The following is a 19,563-nucleotide window of genomic DNA, read 5'->3' as shown; positions in this document are numbered from 1 at the left end:
CGAGGAAATGTTCATAGTGTAAGGAGAGCGGGAACTGGAAAACGCCTCGCTTTTTCCTGTAAAACACCGCAACGCAGGAAAAGCGCATGTTTATCGGGACAACAACCCAACGCGGCAGGTGTACCGTTGGGCAAAACGTTTACTGGCGCGTTTCGATTGAGGTAGTTTCGACGCGAACAAGGTCCGGCGGGAGGGCAACGTTTAAAATCACCGGCTGCCAGGCGTCGCGCTCCGCCAGTTTTCGGGAATAGCCGCGGGCAACCAGAAAACCGCCCACGCCGCCCAGCACGGCCCCGCTTAATGCGGCAAGGTCAGATCCAAACAGCATCTGAAAAAGCGCCGCACAAAGAAATAGCCCTGCTAAAGGCGACATATAGACCAGCAACGCCGAACCTAAAAGGCTTTTTTCGGCGATGCCCAACTCGACTTTCTGCCCCGGCGCCAGCGGCTCCGCGCTTGGCACAACAATGGTATGCGTGGTTTGCGGCCCTAATTTATTCAGCACGCGACTGCCGCATCCCGCACGGGAGGCGCAGCTGCTGCATGACGCTTTAACGTCGCAGCTCACCACCGCCTGACCATTCTGCCAGGAGACAACGGTTGCCCACTCTTTAATCATTGTACTGCCCTGAATTTGATACTGTCGGCAATGCGCTTCGCCGTTTGCGGCGGAAGCTCGCCGACAATGGTGATTTCCGCGTTGTCGCGAACGCTGCTATAAACCGTTCGGCGCCCGGTGCGCAGCATCTGATCGCTGCTGTTTTGCGTCGCCCGGTTCACATTGACGGAAAAGCTAAACAGACCGTCAGAATAAAGCCGCGATTCGATAGGCAGGTTATCCATCGTCGGCAACGGACGACGGCTGCTGGAAACTTCGCTAAAGCCTTGCGGCACCCAGGATGGACTCCAGTTAAATTTCGTTTTTTCGCCACCGGGAACAGAAAGCAGCGGCGGCAGATTCGCCTTCGCCAGCGCCTGCATGTTGCTGCCGATATCCTGACTCACCGTGAACGCAATAACGCGGAACTGCTCCAGCGTCTCGCCATCGCGATCCAGCAGATCAACGCGCATCGGCAGTTTAGTGTCCATGTCCATCCAGACGATATAGCTGTAACGCGTACCATCGCGCGCCACAACGCGGATAACTTCGCACAATCTGTCTGCGATACGGGTGCGACCGACGGAAATAAAGTCGTAGTAAGGCGCCAGGCGCTTAAAGTCGGTGTAAATCAGGGAAGGCAGAGAATCGACAATATAATCACCGTTCAGGGTGAACGGCTCAAGGCCCGGTTCAAAATAACTGATTTCATTACCACGCTGTACGACCTCCCGGCGGGGACCGTCCAACTGTAGCAATTGCGCAAGCGGGCGACTATCCAGGCGTGCGTGTCGATAACGCAGAGATTCAACGCCTTGTTTCGTGATGCTGACGAATGACAGCTCGTAATTCAGTGACTGACTGGCGATGTTCATCTGCTGCAATAACGCCCCGGACGCAGGGTCGGCCGAGGCGTTTACTGAGAAGAACAGGCTAGCCGCCACAAGGGACATGGCAAACCAAAGTTGCTTCATTACTGCGATTGCGTTCCTAAAGTTTGGATTCCTGGCACCTGTACCGCGGCTTGCTGGGTTTGCGCCTGCTCAAACTGAAGCTGTTCGGAGTGCAGTCGGCGCTGCAGTTCATAGTCCTGCAACATGGCATTAATGCGACGACGCTGCTCCTGTACCTGCTGTTGCTGACTGCCGACAGGCGCTGCTTCAGAAGGCACTCCCAGACTTACCGGGCTGGCTTTCCCCATCATAGGCAGGGTATTGAAAACCGGCGTTTCAGGTTGTTGGGATGTTTCAGATTGCCCATTATAGTGCTGGACACCGACGATAACTGCAAGTGAAACGCACGCCGCCACGCCCATTTGGGTAAGCTGCGCCGCCCACGGACGCACTTTTTTCCAGAACGGCATTTTCTGCCATTGCTGCGGAGCGGGTTGGGCCTCAGGGATTAATGGCGACACCTGACGTACTGGCTCGTTTTCAATAGCGGCCATCACGCGAGCGGATATATCGAAATGGAGAACGTCAGGCGTATCCCCCCGCATTGAATCGCGGATCAGGTGATAACTCTCCCAGGTTTTCTGCATTTCCGGGTCGTGCGTAAGCGCTTTGAGCAGCTCACTATCCAACGTTTCGCCATCCATCAAAGCGGAAAGTTTTTCTTTCTGCATGCCTAATACCTTTTCCAGTATCCCGCTATCGTCAACGCCTGATAAGCGGTTGAACTTTATTATCAATAGCTTCCCGCGCCCGGAAGATACGTGAACGCACCGTCCCCACCGGACAATCCATGATAGCCGCTATCTCTTCATAGCTCAGGCCATCCAGCTCCCGTAAGGTGATTGCCATACGTAAATCTTCCGGGAGGGACTCAATAGTTCGGAAAACTATCTGTCTCAGTTCTTCTGACAACATTAAGTTCTCAGGGTTCGAAATTTCTTTCAGCGCGCCGCCGCTTTCAAAGTTTTCTGCTTCAATCGCGTCTACATCACTGGAAGGCGGACGACGCCCCTGCGCAACCAGGTAGTTCTTCGCGGTATTGACCGCAATACGATACAACCAGGTATAAAAAGCGCTATCCCCCCGGAAAGAATCCAGCGCGCGATAGGCCTTAATAAATGATTCCTGTACGACATCGGGAACGTCGCCCGATGGCACATAGCGGGAAACCAGACTCGCCACTTTATGCTGGTAGCGCACTACCAGTAAGTTAAAGGCTTTCTGATCTCCCTTCTGGACCCGTTCAACCAGGACCTGGTCCGTTAACTGCTCGCTCATCCGAGGTAATGTCTCCCCAAACCAAATTTCCACGCGCTTTCGAAACGCCACTCCATAAGCCGCACTATGAGCAAGCAACAGGTTAGAGTGTCTATGTTTCGTAAAGTTCCGTTACGCATTTGTTTTTGTTTGTCATGTTGTAGACAGGTCTTATCTTCCATTATAAGTCTACAGATGCTGAACAACGCACTATCTGTACAGAAATGCCCATTTCGTCGTTTGCAGAGTAACCTAACAGCATCTTTATTTCACTACAAAATCCGACGCTAACACCCTGCCCTATAAAATATTTTTTGCCGTTTATCTCTCGCCGTATTTTTATTTTATGTTTAATAAGCACAACACCAGCGAAATCATTACGTGCTTTTTAGCGCCATATAGTGCTAATCTGCCGCAACCATGTTTAGTAAATTAAACAAGAACCATGATGACAACTCCTGAACTGTCCTGTGATGTGTTAATTATCGGCAGCGGCGCGGCCGGACTCTCGCTGGCGCTGCGTCTGGCTGAAAAACATAAGGTTATCGTCCTGAGTAAAGGGCCGGTGAGCGAGGGCTCCACGTTTTATGCGCAGGGCGGTATTGCCGCCGTGTTTGATGAAACCGACAGTATTGCGTCGCATGTCGAAGATACGCTGATTGCCGGCGCCGGAATTTGCGATCGCCACGCGGTGGAGTTTGTCGCCAGCAACGCTCGTACCTGCGTGCAGTGGCTTATCGATCAGGGCGTCCTGTTTGATACGCATGTCCAGCCAAACGGCAAGGAGAGCTATCATCTCACGCGTGAAGGCGGCCATAGTCATCGCCGTATCCTTCATGCCGCCGACGCTACCGGAAAGGAAGTCGAAACCACGTTGGTCAGTCGGGCACAAAATCATCCTAATATTCAGGTGCTGGAACGCAGCAACGCCGTTGATTTAATTATCTCCGATAAAATGGGTCTGCCGGGGCCTCGCCGGGTCGTCGGCGCCTGGATCTGGAATCGCAATAAAGAGTGGGTTGAAACCTGTCATGCGAAGTCGGTGGTGCTGGCGACCGGCGGCGCCTCAAAGGTGTATCAATATACCACTAACCCGGATATTTCCTCCGGCGACGGTATCGCGATGGCCTGGCGCGCAGGCTGTCGGGTCGCTAATCTGGAATTTAACCAGTTTCATCCCACCGCCCTTTATCACCCGCAGGCGCGTAATTTTCTCCTTACCGAAGCGCTGCGTGGCGAAGGCGCATACCTTAAACGTCCGGACGGTTCACGGTTTATGCCGGACGTTGACGAACGCGGGGAACTGGCGCCGCGCGATATTGTCGCCCGCGCTATTGACCATGAGATGAAACGACTCGGCGCAGACTGTATGTTTCTCGATATCAGCCACAAGCCTGACGATTTTGTCCGCCAGCACTTCCCGATGATCTATGCGAAACTGCTTGATTTGGGGATGGATTTAACCAAAGAACCGATTCCCATTGTTCCTGCCGCGCACTATACCTGCGGCGGCGTGGTCGTCGATGATTATGGTCGTACCGATGTAGACGGCTTATATGCCATTGGCGAAGTCAGTTACACCGGCCTGCACGGCGCTAACCGTATGGCGTCCAACTCGTTGCTGGAATGCTTAGTGTACGGCTGGTCCGCAGCAATGGATATCGACAGGCGAATGCCTTCTGTCCACAGCGTTAACGCCCTTCCCGCCTGGGATGAAAGTCGCGTGGAGAACGCCGATGAGCGGGTGGTGATTCAGCATAACTGGCATGAACTGCGCCTGCTGATGTGGGACTATGTGGGGATTGTGCGCACGACGAAACGGCTGGAGCGCGCCCTACGGCGTATTACTATGTTGCAACAAGAGATTGACGAATATTACGCCAACTTTCGCGTCTCGAATAATTTACTGGAGCTGCGCAATCTGGTGCAAGTGGCCGAACTGATTGTGCGTTGCGCGATGATGCGTAAAGAGAGCCGGGGGCTGCACTTTACGCTGGATTATCCGCAACAACTGGCTGAATCAGGCCCATCGATCCTTTCGCCGTTAACGCCTCACATAAACAGATAAAATGCCTGGGTCAGCGCCGTATAACTTTCAGAATAATGCTGGTCTGACCCGCGAATTACTAATCTGTCGCTAAAGCACTCTCCGGCTTGCGGGGAGAATGCGAGCAAAACCCGGTGCGGCAAGCGCGCTTCGTTTTCCGCAACGTCAGTACGTAATCGCAAATGCCATCCCATGTTGAGCGCTTGCTGTGTAAAAGCGTTACCTATTTGTTCCGGCAAGACTACGCAAAAAAAGCCGTCTTCGGTAATACAATCCGCCGCAATAGCCAATAACGTCTGGTGATCCAGCGTAGCGGTGTAACGCGCCTGCTCCCGCTGCGGCGTGGCGCATTCCACACCGGGTTCGTAATAAGGCGGGTTGCTGATAATAAGATCAAAGCGTACCGTCTGGCGAGGCGCCCAACGCTGAATATCGTCAGTATGCACCGTTATTCGATGCGGCCAGGGAGAGTGAGCAACGTTTTCCTGCGCTTGCATGGCAGCCCCGGCATCCAGTTCCACGGCGTCAATAGGCACATTGTCATCCGTCCGCTGCGCCAGCATTAACGCCAGCAGACCGCTTCCAGTACCGATATCCAGAATTCGCTTTACATCCGCGACCGGCGCCCACGCCCCGAGTAAAATACCGTCAGTTCCCACTTTCATCGCACACCGATCGTGTGCGACAAAAAACTGTTTAAACGTAAATCCGTTACGACGAAGAACGGAGCCAGACTGAGACATGTAAAAACAACCTTGCAAAAAAACGGCGACAGCGCCGAGTGAAAACAATACCTGAGAAGGGATATCCATACAAACAGATGAAGATTGCGGCCGTAACGTCTATAATCAGCGCCCCACACAGAGGTAGAACATGACTGTAACGACTTTTTCCGAACTTGAACTCGACGAAAGCCTGCTGGATGCCCTCCAGGATAAAGGTTTCACTCGCCCGACCGCCATTCAGGCTGCCGCCATTCCGCCTGCGCTCGATGGCCGTGATGTACTCGGTTCTGCGCCGACAGGCACCGGTAAAACGGCGGCATATCTGCTGCCGGCGTTGCAGCACCTGCTCGACTTTCCGCGTAAAAAATCGGGGCCGCCGCGCATTCTGATCCTGACGCCAACCCGCGAACTGGCAATGCAGGTTGCCGATCACGCTCGTGAACTGGCTAAGCATACTCATCTGGATATCGCCACGATTACCGGCGGCGTGGCCTATATGAACCATGCTGAAGTGTTTAGCGAAAACCAGGATATCGTGGTCGCCACGACGGGCCGTCTGCTGCAATATATAAAAGAAGAGAACTTTGACTGCCGGGCGGTTGAAACACTGATCCTTGACGAAGCTGACCGGATGCTCGACATGGGCTTCGCTCAGGACATTGAACATATCGCTGGTGAGACCCGCTGGCGTAAACAGACGATGCTGTTCTCCGCCACGCTGGAAGGCGATGCGATTAAAGATTTTGCCGAGCGTCTGCTGGAAGACCCGGTTGAGGTTTCCGCCAATCCGTCAACCCGCGAGCGTAAGAAAATTCACCAGTGGTACTACCGTGCCGACAATTTCGAACATAAAGTTGCGCTGTTGAAGCATCTGCTAAAACAAGACGATGCAACCCGTTCTATCGTGTTTGTACGTAAACGTGAACGCGTCCATGAACTGGCTGAAACGCTGCGTCTGGCAGGGATCAACAATTGCTATCTTGAAGGTGAGATGGCGCAGATCAAACGTAACGAAGGTATTAAGCGTCTCACCGACGGTCGCGTTAACGTGTTGGTCGCGACCGACGTCGCGGCACGCGGGATTGATATTCCTGACGTTAGCCACGTCATTAACTTCGACATGCCGCGCAGTGGCGATACCTATCTGCATCGCATTGGTCGTACAGGCCGTGCGGGTCGCAAAGGCACTGCAATCTCGCTGGTAGAAGCCCACGACCATCTGTTGCTGCTGAAAATCGGTCGCTACATCGAAGAGCCGCTAAAAGCGCGCGTCATTGATGAGCTTCGCCCGACCACGCGTGCGCCCAGCGAAAAGCTGACCGGCAAACCGTCGAAAAAAGTGCTGGCGAAACGCGCCGAGAAGAAAAAAGAGAAAGAAAAAGAGAAGCCGCGCGTGAAGAAACGTCACCGCGATACAAAAAATATCGGTAAGCGCCGCAAGCCAAGCGGTACGAAAATGCAGGAGCAATCCAGCGAAGAGTGATGATAATGCCGGGTTCGTTAACCCGGCATTTTTTTATCTTCCACGGTAAAACACGCCTCCATACACTGCATAAATATCTGCATTGCCGGGCTGACCGCTTTCCCGGCATGATGGGCGCACAGCGCCATGATCGACGGCGACGGTGCGCCAAACGGCAGCTCTTTCAACTGACCGGTGCTAAGTTCTCGTTCAACGGCAAATCGCGGTAAAAAGCTGATGCCCAGGTTAGCAGCCACACACTGTTTAATGCTTTCAATACTCCACAGCTCAATGGTGTTTTCCAGCGTAATCCGCCTCTGCCGTAGCGTACTTTCAAACAGCTGGCGGAAGACACATTGCGGTTCATTGATGATGAAGCTACAGGGAATATGCTGATCTGGCTGCGTAAAATCAGCATCCTGTAGCAGTGGAGAGGCCACCAGCGCCAGCGACTGCTCCCCCAGTTGCTGCATCGTGAGCGCGTCATCATTGCCTACGCGATAAAAAACGCCCAGATCGACCTCGTCATTCAGCAACGCATCACGTATCACATAGCAATTCAGCGACTGTAGCGACAATCTGACATTCGGCGCTCGCAGCTTAAAACGTTGTAGAACCTGCGGCATTTTGTACGCCAGTAAGGTTTCACCTGTCGCCACGCGCAGCTCTCCGCCGGGTTCCGCATCCTGTCTTGCGGCTTCACGAATCGACTCCATCACACGCGTCAGTTCATGGATATGCGGCATCAGCTTTTTCCCCTCAGTGGTCAGGCACATTCGGCGCCCTATTTTCTCGAACAGTTGCAGGGAAAACTCACGTTCAAGCTGTTGAATATGAAAAGTTACTGTCGACTGAGTGCAGCACAGCTTTTGCGAAGCCCGCAGAAACGAGCCCTCTTCCACTACCGTTTTCAGCGTAATAAACCGACGCAGATCCATAACCACCAACCTATCGAAAATCTCGAATTCAGAATTAAAAAACATTCATTTTTTTAAATATTTCATATCGGGTACTGTCTGCTAAAACAGAGGAGATGACAAGTGACACCAATGCTTTTAAGCGCTTTCTGGACTTATACATTAATCACCGCCCTTACCCCCGGCCCAAACAATATTCTCGCGCTTAGCGCAGCAACTGCACATGGTTTTCGGCAGAGTATTCGTGTACTGGCAGGTATGAGTCTGGGATTTTTGGTCGTCATGCTGCTGTGCGCCGGGATCGCGTTTTCCCTTGCGGTTATCGATCCGGCAATCATTCATTTACTCAGTTGGGTGGGGGCTGCGTATATCCTGTGGCTGGCGTGGAAAATTGCCACCAGTCCAGCGGCGGATGAGAACGCCAGACCAAAACCGGTTGGCTTTTGGGTAAGCTTTGGCCTGCAGTTTGTGAACGTCAAAATTATTCTGTACGGCATTACCGCTCTGTCTACATTTGTTTTACCGCAAACGCAGGCGCTGAACTGGGTCATCGGCGTCAGTATATTGCTGGCATTGATCGGCACGTTCGGTAATGTGTGTTGGGCGCTGGCGGGACATCTGTTTCAGCGGGCGTTTCGCCATTATGGTCGCCAGTTAAATATCATTCTGGCGTTACTGCTGGTGTACTGCGCGGTGCGGATTTTTTACTGACACAAATAAAACAAAAGCGGAAAAGGCCCGGCCTCTTCCGCTTGTTATTACCGGATAAGCCTTACAGGCTTTCGGTAAAGGTACGAGCGATAACGTCGCGCTGCTGTTCCGGCGTCAGGGAGTTAAAACGCACCGCATAACCAGAAACACGAATAGTCAGCTGCGGGTATTTTTCCGGATGCTTAACCGCGTCTTCCAGAGTTTCACGACGCAGAACGTTAACGTTCAGATGCTGACCGCCTTCAACGCGTACTTCCGGTTTAACTTCCATCGGAATTTCACGGTATTCAATCTCGCCCAGTTTGCTGACAGCCACAACTTCATCTTCAGCAAAGCCGGATTTTGCAACGATGCAGCGCGCTTCGCCTTTTTCGCTGTCCAGCAGCCAGAAGGAATTCAGCAGGTCGTCGTTAGCGGCTTTAGTAATCTGGATACCTGTAATCATGTGATGCCTCCCCAGGCAAAATTATTTGATTTCGGTCGGCCTAATCCCGGCCAATTGGTAAAACCATTGTTGCTTGAGTGTATATATACCCTTCGATCACCCTTCATTCTTTGATTTAAATCAATAAAAACCACACCACAAAAAGGGTGATGAAGGGAATTTATTGTTTTACATCAACTTACACCATTCAGACCTATAAACTTTTTACATAAATTTTCAACTATCTTTTGTAGGTAACCGTTTTTGTAGCACGCAGGATTTTGCACTGCAGAAAGAAGCAGTTAAGCTAAGGGAACTGGAAATTCGCAGGAGAGCGAGATGGCGACTGAGTTAACCTGGCACGATGTGCTGGCTGATGAGAAACAGCAACCTTACTTTATCAATACGCTTCACACTGTTGCTGGCGAGCGTCAGTCGGGTATCACGGTCTACCCGCCGCAAAAAGATGTGTTTAACGCCTTTCGCTTTACGGAACTGGGCGACGTTAAGGTGGTGATCCTGGGACAAGATCCTTACCACGGCCCCGGCCAGGCACATGGTCTGGCGTTTTCCGTGCGTCCTGGGATCGCTCCCCCGCCGTCATTAGTGAATATATACAAAGAGCTGGAAGCCTCCATTCCCGGCTTTGTTCGCCCCGCGCACGGTTATCTGGAAAGCTGGGCGCGCCAGGGCGTACTGTTACTGAATACGGTGCTCACGGTACGGGCAGGCCAGGCGCATTCTCATGCCAGCCTGGGGTGGGAAACTTTTACGGATAAAGTGATAAGCCTGATTAACCAACACCGCGAAGGGGTCGTCTTCTTGCTGTGGGGCTCGCACGCCCAGAAGAAAGGCGCGATTATTGATCCACAGCGCCACCATATTCTGAAAGCTCCGCATCCCTCGCCACTCTCTGCGCACCGCGGATTTTTTGGCTGTAACCATTTTGCGCTAACGAACCAATGGCTGGAACAACACGGCGAGAAAACTATCGACTGGACGCCAGTATTACCGGCTGAGAGTGAATAACGTTGGCGACTCGCCGTTTTATCGCCCGGATAACGGCGCGAAAGCGCCTTGTCTGACCGGGCGGTAGGAAGTACATAATCGGCCCGGCGCGCGTTGCGTCACCGGGCTGCAGCCCTTACGCTTTATTCTGTCGCCACCACTCGGCGAGCAGCACGCCTGTCGCAACCGACACATTCAGGCTTTCCACGTTCCCCGTGCCGTTAATTTTCACGCACAGATCGTCGGGTTCGCGCGCCGCTTCCGGCAGGTAGTCATATTCACGGCCTAAGACCAGCACCATCTTTTCCGGCAGGGTCGTACTAAAGAGCGCCTGACCGCGATCGCTGGACGTCGTCACCACGGTGTACCCCGCCTGACGAAAATCATCCAGTACGTCAACAATGCTTTCACCAGTAATCGGCTGGACATGCTCCGCCCCGCCTTCCGCAGTACGAATCGCCGCGCCGGACTCCAGCAACGCCGCATCCTGTACCACCACGCCCTTCACGCCGAAGTGCGCGCAGCTACGCATCATGCCGCCCAGATTATGCGGGTTAGCGACATCTTCCAACGCCAGCACGCAGTCTTGATCCGCCGCCTGCTTTACCCATTGCTTAACGGTCGTACCGTTACGCTTTTTAATCAGGAAACACACGCCACCGTGGTGCTCAGTCCCGGAAGCTTTTGCCAGTTCGGCTTCATCCACCACATGGTAGGCTTTACGATTCGCCGCCATCCAGCGCAGCGCCTCTTTAAAACGCGGGGTCACGCTTTGGATAAACCATGCGCGCACGATGGCGTCAGGACGGCTCTGGAATAGCGCCTGGCAGGCATTTTCGCCGTAGACGCGTGTCTCTTCCGCACGCTGGCGACGCAAAACTTCAGGGTCGATAAAACTTTTACCGCTAATACCACCATGATCGACTTTTTCAGGCGTTTCATCGCCTGGCGCGCGGGACACGGTGCGCCACGGCGAAGTTTCATGTTTACGGTCACGGCTCTGATTATTTCGCTCATCACGGGCGGGGCGACGTCCACCGTCAGTGCGAGACTTTGCTGGGCGGCCTCCCCCTTTCCCGGTACGCGGGTTATGGGTGCGTTTATCAGAGTCATCATCACTACGGACATACATCACTTTGACTTTGCCGCTTTTGTTTTTTAATTCATCGTTCATGCTTTTCTCCACCAGCGCTGCGCGAAGCGCGAAGATTACCCGATGTGCATCCGGTTAGCCATGATTTCGTTTAAAAGCTTGCGACTATTGTACTCATTGAATAAAACACATTGTTGTTTAGCACAGACTCCTCGATAATATGTAACATTATAGAAACATCCCGCGCGTAGCGGGACGTCTTCCGACGTATTCAGAGGTTAGCTATGAACACCGTTTGTACCCATTGTCAGGCCATTAACCGCATCCCCGACGATCGGCTTCAGGACGCGGCAAAATGTGGACGCTGCGGTCATGAGTTGTTTGACGGAGAAGTCATTAATGCGACCGGCGAAACGCTGGACAAACTGTTGAAGGACGATCTTCCAGTGGTAATCGACTTCTGGGCCCCCTGGTGCGGCCCTTGCCGTAACTTTGCGCCAATCTTCGAGGATGTCGCAGAAGAGCGCAGCGGTAAAGTCCGTTTCGTCAAAGTGAATACCGAGGCGGAACGGGAACTCAGCGCCCGTTTCGGTATCCGCAGCATCCCGACGATTATGATTTTTAAACATGGACAGGTGGTCGATATGCTTAATGGCGCAGTGCCTAAAGCGCCTTTCGACAGCTGGCTGAACGAAGCGCTGTAAACGCCACGGGGCGCATCTTGTGCCCCGTTTTCACCTCTGCCACAATAGCGTTTTTCTCCGCAAACGCTTTCTATGACCAATAACGCTGTCCTTCAGTTACGCGCCGAACGGCTTGCGCGCGCTACTCGCCCTTTTCTTGCCAGAGGCAATCGGGTTCGCCGCTGTCAACGCTGCCTGCTGCCGCTAAAATCTTGCCTGTGTGATACGTTAACGCCTTCTCAGGCGAAAAGCCGTTTTTGTCTGGTCATGTTTGACACTGAACCGATGAAACCCAGCAATACCGGCCGGCTGATAGCCGATATTTTGCCGGATACCGCGGCGTTTCAGTGGTCGCGTACCGAGCCGCCACAGGCGTTGCTGGAGTTGGTACAGCATCCGGATTATCAACCGATAGTGGTCTTTCCTGCGTCCTACGCCGGCGAAGCGCGCGAGGTCATTTCCACCCCGCCCGCCGGGAAAACGCCGCTGTTTATTATGCTGGACGGCACCTGGCCCGAAGCACGTAAAATGTTTCGTAAAAGCCCTTATCTGGATCATCTGCCGGTCATTTCCGTCGATTTATCGCGTCTTTCCGCTTATCGTCTGCGTGAAATCCATGCCGAAGGGCAATATTGCACCGCCGAAGTCGCCATAGCGTTGTTAGATCTGGCGGGAGATACCGAGGCGGCAACCAGTTTAGGTGAACATTTCACCCGTTTCAAAACGCGCTATCTGGCAGGAAAAACGCAACATCCGGGAAACGTCACAGCATAAAATAGCGAAAGCGTTTAAAATTATCCGGTCACTTCTGTGTAAGGGAAACCGGTATGAGCCAGCAAGGACTGGAAGCGCTACTGCGACCAAAATCGATCGCGGTGATTGGCGCATCAATGAAGCCCCACCGCGCGGGTTACCTGATGATGCGTAACTTGTTGGCGGGCGGATTCAATGGCCCCGTCCTTCCCGTGACGCCCGCCTGGAAAGCCGTTTTAGGCGTCATGGCCTGGCCGGATATCGCCAGTCTTCCTTTCACCCCCGATCTGGCTATTTTATGCACTAACGCCAGCCGTAACTTGGCGTTACTGGACGCGCTTGGCGCGAAAGGGTGTAAAACGTGCATTATCCTTTCTGCTCCCACGTCGCAACATGAAGAACTTCTTGCCTGTGCCCGGCATTATAAAATGCGTCTGCTGGGTCCAAACAGTCTTGGGCTCCTCGCGCCGTGGCAAGGGCTGAATGCCAGCTTTTCTCCCGTCCCGATTAAACAGGGCAAGCTCGCTTTTATTTCCCAGTCTGCCGCCGTTTCCAATACTATTCTTGACTGGGCGCAACAGCGTGAAATGGGCTTTTCCTACTTTATCGCGCTGGGCGATAGCCTGGATATTGATGTCGATGAACTACTGGACTATCTGGCGCGCGACAGCAAGACCAGCGCGATTTTGCTCTATCTGGAACAGTTAAGCGACGCCCGCCGTTTTGTTTCCGCCGCCCGTAGCGCTTCACGTAACAAACCGATTCTGGTGATTAAAAGCGGCCGAAGCCCGGCTGCCCAGCGTTTACTTAATACCAGCGCGGGAATGGACCCTGCGTGGGATGCGGCCATCCAGCGCGCAGGCCTGCTGCGAGTCCAGGATACGCACGAGCTTTTTTCCGCCGTCGAAACACTGAGCCATATGCGTCCGCTACGCGGCGACAGACTGATGATTATCAGCAATGGCGCCGCGCCTGCCGCGCTGGCGTTAGATGAGTTGTGGTCGCGTAACGGCAAGCTGGCGACGTTGAGCGAAGAGACCTGCCTGCAACTACGGCAGGCGCTTCCCCCGCACATTGATATTGCCAATCCGCTGGATCTGTGTGATGACGCCAGCAGCGAACATTACGTCAAAACGCTGGATATCCTGCTCGCCAGTCAGGATTTTGACGCGCTTATGGTTATCCACTCTCCCAGCGCTGCCGCGCCGGGTACGGAAAGCGCCCATGCTCTGATCGAGACGATTAAGCGCCACCCCAGAGGCAAGTTTGTTACGCTGCTGACAAACTGGTGCGGCGAGTTCTCGTCTCAGGAGGCAAGACGGCTATTCAGCGAAGCCGGATTACCAACCTACCGTACGCCGGAAGGCACGATTACCGCGTTTATGCATATGGTGGAATACCGGCGTAACCAGAAGCAACTGCGGGAAACGCCAGCGTTGCCGAGTAACCTGACGTCCAATACCGCTGAGGCGCATAATCTGTTACAGCGGGCGATTGCGGAAGGCGCCGCCTCACTGGATACCCATGAAGTACAGCCGATTTTACACGCCTATGGGCTGCACACGCTCCCAACCTGGATTGCCAGCGACAGCGCTGAAGCGGTGCATATCGCCGAACAGATAGGCTATCCGGTAGCTCTCAAGCTGCGCTCGCCCGACATTCCGCATAAATCTGAAGTTCAGGGGGTCATGCTTTACCTGCGGACCGCAAGCGAGGTACAACAGGCCGCGAACGCCATTTTCGATCGTGTAAAGATGGCCTGGCCGCAGGCGCGGATTCACGGTTTGCTGGTACAAAGCATGGCTAACCGCGCCGGCGCGCAGGAGCTTCGAGTGGTGGTCGAGCACGATCCGGTGTTTGGTCCTTTGATTATGTTGGGTGAAGGCGGCGTAGAGTGGCGTCCGGAAGAGCAGGCGGTCGTCGCGCTGCCGCCGCTCAACATGAATCTGGCGCGCTATCTGGTGATTCAGGGCATTAAACAGCGGAAAATTCGCGCCCGTAGCGCGCTGCGTCCGCTGGATATTGTCGGTTTAAGCCAGCTGCTGGTCCAGGTTTCAAACCTGATTGTCGACTGCCCGGAAATTCAGCGTCTGGATATCCATCCGCTGCTGGCTTCCGCCAGTGAGTTTACCGCGCTGGATGTGACGCTGGATATTGCCCCGTTTGATGGCGATAACGAAAGTCGACTTGCGGTACGCCCCTATCCCAACCAGCTTGAAGAGTGGGTGGAGATGAAAAATGGCGATCGCTGCCTGTTCCGTCCTATCCTGCCGGAAGATGAGCCCCAACTGCGACAATTCATCGCACAGGTCACCAAAGAGGATCTTTACTACCGTTATTTCAGCGAGATCAACGAATTCACCCATGAAGATTTAGCCAACATGACGCAGATCGACTACGATCGAGAAATGGCCTTTGTGGCCGTGAGGCGGATGGACAACGCTGAAGAGATCCTCGGCGTAACGCGCGCGATCTCCGATCCTGACAACGTAGATGCCGAGTTTGCCGTATTGGTGCGTTCAGATCTCAAAGGGTTGGGTTTAGGACGCCGTTTAATGGAGAAATTGATTGCCTATACTCGCGATCACGGATTGAAGCGGCTAAACGGTATTACGATGCCGAACAATCGCGGCATGGTCGCGCTGGCCAGAAAACTGGGATTTCAGGTCGATATTCAGCTCGAAGAGGGCATCGTGGGATTGACGCTGAATCTGGCCAAATGTGATGAATCGTGAGTAATGTACTGGAAATGTTGACCACTTTAACGGGTACTGATGTTATTATTGCTCGCTTATGTCGTCTGCATAGCACAGAGGACCCTTCAATGAACAGAGAAGAAATGCACTGTGATGTTGTCAAAATTTAAGCGTAATAAACATCAACAACACCTTGCCCAACTCCCTAAGATTTCTCAGTCAGTTGATGATGTAGATTTCTTTTATACTCCTGCTACTTTTCGGGAGACACTGCTGGAGAAAATCGCCAGCGCGACGCAGCGTATTTGTATCGTTGCCCTGTATCTGGAACAGGACGATGGGGGTAAGGGTATACTCGACGCGCTCTATGCGGCTAAACGGCAGCGTCCTGAACTGGACGTGAGGGTGCTGGTCGACTGGCATCGCGCGCAACGCGGGCGCATTGGCGCAGCAGCCTCGAATACCAATGCAGACTGGTATTGCCGACTGGCGCAGGAAAACCCCGGCATTGATGTCCCGGTTTACGGCGTACCGATTAATACGCGAGAAGCGCTTGGCGTACTGCATTTTAAAGGCTTTATCATTGATGATAGCGTCCTGTACAGCGGCGCCAGCCTGAACGATGTCTATCTCCATCAGCATGACAAATATCGCTACGATCGCTACCAGCTGATTCGCAATCGGCAAATGGCAGACATCATGTTTGACTGGGTGACGCAAAATCTGATGAATGGCCGTGGTGTGAATCGTCTGGATAATACCCAGCGTCCGAAAAGCCCGGAGATTAAAAACGATATCCGCTTATACCGTCAGGAGCTGCGTGATGCGTCATATCATTTTCAGGGTGACGCTAATGACGAGCAACTCTCCGTTACGCCGCTGGTCGGGCTTGGAAAATCCAGTCTGCTGAACAAAACCATTTTCCATCTCATGCCCTGTGCGGAGCATAAGCTCACCATTTGTACCCCTTACTTCAATCTACCAGCGGTACTGGTGCGGAACATTATTCAGCTACTGCGCGACGGAAAGAAAGTCGAAATCATTGTTGGCGATAAAACCGCGAATGATTTTTACATTCCGGAAGATGAACCGTTCAAGATCATTGGCGCGCTGCCCTATCTCTATGAGATTAACCTGCGCCGCTTCCTGAGCCGTTTACAGTATTACGTCAATACCGATCAGCTTGTGGTGCGTCTGTGGAAAGATGACGACAATACCTATCATTTGAAAGGGATGTGGGTAGATGATAAATGGATGCTACTCACCGGCAACAACCTGAATCCCCGCGCCTGGCGTCTGGATCTGGAAAACGCCATTCTGATCCACGATCCTAAGCAGGAGCTTGCCCCTCAGCGGGAAAAAGAGCTGGAACTTATCCGAACGCACACAACCATCGTAAAACATTATCGTGACCTGCAGAGCATTGCCGACTATCCGATAAAAGTGCGTAAATTGATTCGCCGCCTGCGCCGGATCCGCATCGACAGATTAATTAGCCGTATCCTGTAATCGAAGCCCCGTCCTGTACGGGGTTTTCTCTTAGGAGTGAGCGTGCGCGTGTTGATTCCTTTTGCGGTGTTGTTTCTCTCCGGGTGCAGCCATCTGGCTAACGACCACTGGAGCGGTCAGGATAAAGCCCAGCATTTTATGGCATCAGCGACGCTATCGGCAGCCGGTAATGAGTATGCGCGTCACCAGGGAGTAAGCCCTGACCGCAGCGCAGCGATAGGGCTGATGTTTTCTTTGAGTCTCGGAGCCTCAAAAGAACTCTGGGACAGCCGCCCGGAAGGCAGCGGCTGGAGCTGGAAAGATTTTGTCTGGGATGTCGCTGGCGCGACAACCGGTTACGCTATCTGGCAAATGGCGCGATACTAAAGGCGTAAGCCCTTTCCTTTACGGTGCAACATCAACGAAACCAGGAAAGCCAGAACGGCCATCGCGGTAACATACCAGAAGAACGAACTCTCCATACCGACAGATTTTAGCGACAGCGCGACATATTCCGCAGAGCCGCCAAATAACGCGTTTGCTACCGCGTAAGATAAACCGACGCCCAGGGCGCGAACCTGCGCCGGAAACATCTCCGCTTTCAGGATCCCGCTAATCGAGGTATAGAAACTCACAATCAATAGCGCGCACATCACTAAAGCAAATGCGGCATAAGGCGACGTCACATTCTGCAACGCGGAGAGAATTGGAACGGTGAAAAGCGTCGCGAGTGCGCCAAAACATAGCATAGAGGTGCGCCTGCCAATCTTATCGGATAACGCGCCGAATAACGGCTGCACCAACATGAAAACACACAGCGCAGCCGTCATAATGCCGCTGGCGACATTGGCATGCATACCTGCTGTATTTACCAGATATTTCTGCATATAGGTGGTGAAGGTATAAAAGCACAGCGAGCCTGCCGCGGTGAAACCAAGCACCATCAAAAAGGCTTTGCGATTACGCCACAAACCTTTCAACGAACCGGCTTCTTTTAATGCGCGAGTCTCATGCTTCGAGGTTTCATCCAGCTGGCGACGTAGCCATAACGCCACAACCGCCAGCACGGCGCCCAGCGCAAAGGGAATACGCCATCCCCAGGCACGAAGCTCAGCATCCTCCAGAACCTGCTGCAAAATCACAACGACCAGCAATGCCAGTAGTTGGCCACCGATAAGCGTAACGTACTGAAACGACGCGAAAAATCCCTTACGACCTTCAAGCGCAACTTCACTCATATATGTCGCGCTGGTCCCATACTCTCCCCCTACCGAGAGTCCCTGAAATAACCTTGCAATAAGTAGCAGCGCCGGTGCCCAGGTGCCGATGGTATCGTAACCAGGTAAGCAGGCAATCACCAGCGACCCCATGCACATCATGCACACCGAAATCAACATTGAGGCTTTGCGCCCGCGTCGATCGGCAATGCGTCCAAACAGCCAACCACCGATAGGCCGCATTAAAAAACCGGCGGCAAAGACGCCTGCCGTTTGCAAAAGCTGAGTAGTGGTATTACCAGAAGGAAAGAAGATATGTGCAAAATAGAGCGAGCAGAAAGAGTAGACGTAGAAATCAAACCATTCCACTAAGTTTCCGGAAGAGGCCCCCACGATAGCCCATATGCGTCGCCGCATCTCCGGAGCCTCAGCGTTGTTTTTATCTATACGCTGAATAATTTCTGCCATACTGTTCTCCTTGTTGCCAGGCTTAATCGGCCTTTCATTTTGGAGATTCAGATTACGCGAGACCAAAAAGTAAATAAAGTGTTAATTATTTGTTTGCTAATTTTTATCCCCACCGTGCCTGATGCTGGCGTTTCCGTTTCAGATAGTCTTCGTCCTGACGAATTTTATCCCACCAACCTTTGAAAACCGTTGCCGCCGCGGCCTTAATAGGATCATTACCCCGTGTATTCAGGCTGCCGTCTTCTGCATACTTTTTACCGCCTTTATAGTTAGCGTATCGCCTGGCGCGGGTGTATCCCATCTGAATAAATTTACGCGCCATGTCCATACCAACGAAATCATCCTGCTGCCGGTAAGCTTCGAACAACTGGTAGATTTGCTCTGCGGATTTCATCGCCGATGCTTTATCTTTATAGCGCCAGAAAGGAAGAATTTCGCTTTTGTAGGGTTCAACCAGTAGCACCCCCTGCTCGCCTCGTCCAACCTGATACAATTCAGGCTGCTGGCGGAAGTCGATGCTGGAAAAGTCCTGCTGGTAGTTAAAAGGTTTGATAGCCAATGAAAATCCTCACTGCTTATATAAGCACGTGTAAAGGATAGTTCATCGTTAACGATTGGGTGGGTTGTGCCCTTATCGGTTCTACAAGAGCACCAACTTCGTAGGCGGGATAATTCCTGTAGGCCGAATAAGGCGGAGCTGCCATCCGACGGTGCCGGTTGCCTGATGGCGCTGCGCTTATCAGGCCTACGATTTTACAGTTACCACACACGCAAAAAAGCCCGTCCAGACGGACGGGCTTCTTCACTTGTCTGATGCCTGGCAGTTTATGGCGGGCGTCCTGCCCGCCACCCTACGGGCCGTTGCTGCGCAACGAGTGCTCACCGACAGACTACAGATAAAACAAAAGGCCCAGTCTTTCGACTGAGCCTTTTGCTTAATTTGATGCCTGGCAGTTCCCTACTCTCGCATGGGGAGACCCCACACTACCATCGGCGCTACGGCGTTTCACTTCTGAGTTCGGCATGGGGTCAGGTGGGACCACCGCGCTACTGCCGCCAGGCA

20 protein-coding genes and 1 rRNA gene are annotated in these 19,563 nt (G+C 53.0%); 9 read left to right on the top strand and 12 right to left on the bottom strand.

Translation table 11 applies throughout. The features are described 5' to 3' along the window. Nucleotides 1-139 precede the first annotated feature (139 nt). From rseC to rseD, 5 genes are read right to left on the bottom strand one after another with little or no spacing between them, the layout of a single operon-like run. Entirely contained in the window at nt 140-619 is a 480-nt protein-coding gene (gene rseC / locus ACH0WD_RS12775) for a SoxR-reducing system protein RseC (RefSeq protein WP_000589087.1), read from the bottom strand. Next, on the bottom strand, nt 616-1,572 hold the full coding sequence (gene rseB / locus ACH0WD_RS12770; protein WP_000812021.1) for a sigma-E factor regulatory protein RseB: 957 nt from the start codon (nt 1,570-1,572) through the stop codon (nt 616-618). The genes rseC and rseB overlap by 4 nt, the downstream gene beginning before the upstream one ends. Further along, nucleotides 1,572-2,222: an anti-sigma-E factor RseA gene (gene rseA, locus ACH0WD_RS12765; protein ID WP_001168374.1), complete on the bottom strand. Its 651-nt coding sequence runs from the start codon at nt 2,220-2,222 to the stop codon at nt 1,572-1,574. The genes rseB and rseA overlap by 1 nt, the downstream gene beginning before the upstream one ends. 31 nt (nt 2,223-2,253) lie before the next feature. Continuing rightward, nucleotides 2,254-2,829, bottom strand: coding sequence for an RNA polymerase sigma factor RpoE (gene rpoE / locus ACH0WD_RS12760; protein WP_000003307.1), 576 nt, complete (start codon nt 2,827-2,829; stop codon nt 2,254-2,256). Continuing rightward, the gene (gene rseD, locus ACH0WD_RS12755; RefSeq protein ID WP_014344135.1) at nt 2,826-2,990 is read right to left on the bottom strand and encodes a rpoE leader peptide RseD; all 165 of its coding nucleotides are present in this window, start codon (nt 2,988-2,990) and stop codon (nt 2,826-2,828) included. Before rseD ends, rpoE begins: the two co-directional genes overlap by 4 nt. Before the next feature lie 263 nt (nt 2,991-3,253). Between rseD and nadB the strand changes: the two genes are divergently transcribed. Next, nucleotides 3,254-4,876 carry an L-aspartate oxidase gene (nadB, locus tag ACH0WD_RS12750; protein WP_000989185.1) on the top strand — a complete coding sequence of 541 codons (1,623 nt, stop codon included), beginning with the start codon at nt 3,254-3,256 and terminating at the stop codon, nt 4,874-4,876. On the opposite strand, the gene trmN is transcribed toward nadB, so the two are convergent. After that, nucleotides 4,861-5,598, bottom strand: coding sequence for a tRNA(1)(Val) (adenine(37)-N(6))-methyltransferase TrmN (gene trmN, locus ACH0WD_RS12745; RefSeq protein WP_000083343.1), 738 nt, complete (start codon nt 5,596-5,598; stop codon nt 4,861-4,863). The two genes, nadB and trmN, sit on opposite strands and share 16 nt — an antisense overlap. A 130-nt stretch (nt 5,599-5,728) precedes the next feature. Here trmN and srmB point away from each other — a divergent pair, with 130 nt between their 5' ends. After that, nucleotides 5,729-7,063, top strand: a complete 1,335-nt coding sequence (srmB, locus tag ACH0WD_RS12740; protein ID WP_000219174.1) for an ATP-dependent RNA helicase SrmB — start codon at nt 5,729-5,731, stop codon at nt 7,061-7,063. Between the two features lie 17 nt (nt 7,064-7,080). Here srmB and ACH0WD_RS12735 read toward each other — a convergent pair whose 3' ends face one another. Continuing rightward, the gene (locus tag ACH0WD_RS12735; RefSeq protein ID WP_001747585.1) at nt 7,081-7,980 is read right to left on the bottom strand and encodes a LysR family transcriptional regulator; all 900 of its coding nucleotides are present in this window, start codon (nt 7,978-7,980) and stop codon (nt 7,081-7,083) included. A gap of 102 nt (nt 7,981-8,082) precedes the next feature. Between ACH0WD_RS12735 and eamB the strand changes: the two genes are divergently transcribed. Continuing rightward, complete coding sequence (gene eamB, locus ACH0WD_RS12730) at nt 8,083-8,670, top strand: cysteine/O-acetylserine transporter (RefSeq protein WP_000188414.1); 588 nt, start codon at nt 8,083-8,085, stop codon at nt 8,668-8,670. Nucleotides 8,671-8,731: 61 nt separating this feature from the next. Here the strand turns inward: eamB and grcA are convergent, their stop codons facing one another. Then, entirely contained in the window at nt 8,732-9,115 is a 384-nt protein-coding gene (gene grcA, locus ACH0WD_RS12725) for an autonomous glycyl radical cofactor GrcA (RefSeq protein WP_000627811.1), read from the bottom strand. Nucleotides 9,116-9,433: 318 nt separating this feature from the next. Between grcA and ung the strand changes: the two genes are divergently transcribed. Next, on the top strand, nt 9,434-10,123 hold the full coding sequence (gene ung / locus ACH0WD_RS12720) for a uracil-DNA glycosylase (RefSeq protein WP_000179975.1): 690 nt from the start codon (nt 9,434-9,436) through the stop codon (nt 10,121-10,123). 115 nt (nt 10,124-10,238) lie between these two features. Here ung and ACH0WD_RS12715 read toward each other — a convergent pair whose 3' ends face one another. Further along, nucleotides 10,239-11,276: a tRNA/rRNA methyltransferase gene (locus tag ACH0WD_RS12715; protein WP_000997368.1), complete on the bottom strand. Its 1,038-nt coding sequence runs from the start codon at nt 11,274-11,276 to the stop codon at nt 10,239-10,241. A 203-nt stretch (nt 11,277-11,479) separates the two neighbouring features. On the opposite strand from ACH0WD_RS12715, the gene trxC reads away from it, so the two are divergent. The 5 genes from trxC to ACH0WD_RS12690 all read left to right on the top strand — a co-directional run bounded on the left by trxC (nt 11,480) and on the right by ACH0WD_RS12690 (nt 17,202). Then, nucleotides 11,480-11,899: a thioredoxin TrxC gene (gene trxC / locus ACH0WD_RS12710; RefSeq protein ID WP_001098732.1), complete on the top strand. Its 420-nt coding sequence runs from the start codon at nt 11,480-11,482 to the stop codon at nt 11,897-11,899. A 72-nt stretch (nt 11,900-11,971) separates the two neighbouring features. Then, on the top strand, nt 11,972-12,652 hold the full coding sequence (tapT, locus tag ACH0WD_RS12705) for a tRNA-uridine aminocarboxypropyltransferase (protein ID WP_000183644.1): 681 nt from the start codon (nt 11,972-11,974) through the stop codon (nt 12,650-12,652). 53 nt (nt 12,653-12,705) lie between these two features. After that, complete coding sequence (gene pat, locus ACH0WD_RS12700; protein ID WP_000082651.1) at nt 12,706-15,366, top strand: protein lysine acetyltransferase; 2,661 nt, start codon at nt 12,706-12,708, stop codon at nt 15,364-15,366. A 114-nt stretch (nt 15,367-15,480) separates the two neighbouring features. Next, the gene (gene pssA, locus ACH0WD_RS12695; RefSeq protein ID WP_000949286.1) at nt 15,481-16,836 is read left to right on the top strand and encodes a CDP-diacylglycerol--serine O-phosphatidyltransferase; all 1,356 of its coding nucleotides are present in this window, start codon (nt 15,481-15,483) and stop codon (nt 16,834-16,836) included. A 42-nt stretch (nt 16,837-16,878) separates the two neighbouring features. Further along, entirely contained in the window at nt 16,879-17,202 is a 324-nt protein-coding gene (locus ACH0WD_RS12690) for a YfiM family lipoprotein (RefSeq protein WP_001264468.1), read from the top strand. Here the strand turns inward: ACH0WD_RS12690 and ACH0WD_RS12685 are convergent. From ACH0WD_RS12685 to rrf, 3 genes are all read right to left on the bottom strand, one after another. Continuing rightward, entirely contained in the window at nt 17,199-18,500 is a 1,302-nt protein-coding gene (locus tag ACH0WD_RS12685) for an MFS transporter (RefSeq protein ID WP_000807814.1), read from the bottom strand. The two genes, ACH0WD_RS12690 and ACH0WD_RS12685, sit on opposite strands and share 4 nt — an antisense overlap. A 103-nt stretch (nt 18,501-18,603) precedes the next feature. Then, nucleotides 18,604-19,059 (bottom strand): DUF4385 domain-containing protein, encoded by a 456-nt coding sequence (locus tag ACH0WD_RS12680; RefSeq protein WP_000985658.1) that lies wholly within the window; start codon nt 19,057-19,059, stop codon nt 18,604-18,606. A 386-nt stretch (nt 19,060-19,445) separates the two neighbouring features. Next, nucleotides 19,446-19,561, bottom strand: a 5S ribosomal RNA gene (gene rrf, locus ACH0WD_RS12675). Between the last annotated feature and the right edge of the window lie 2 nt (nt 19,562-19,563).

The organism is Salmonella sp. 2020_1395, assembly GCF_043848115.1.
Lineage (GTDB): Bacteria > Pseudomonadota > Gammaproteobacteria > Enterobacterales > Enterobacteriaceae > Salmonella > Salmonella enterica.
The sequence above is the reverse complement of the archived record's forward strand: the minus strand, read 5'-3'. Positions and strand labels throughout refer to the sequence as shown.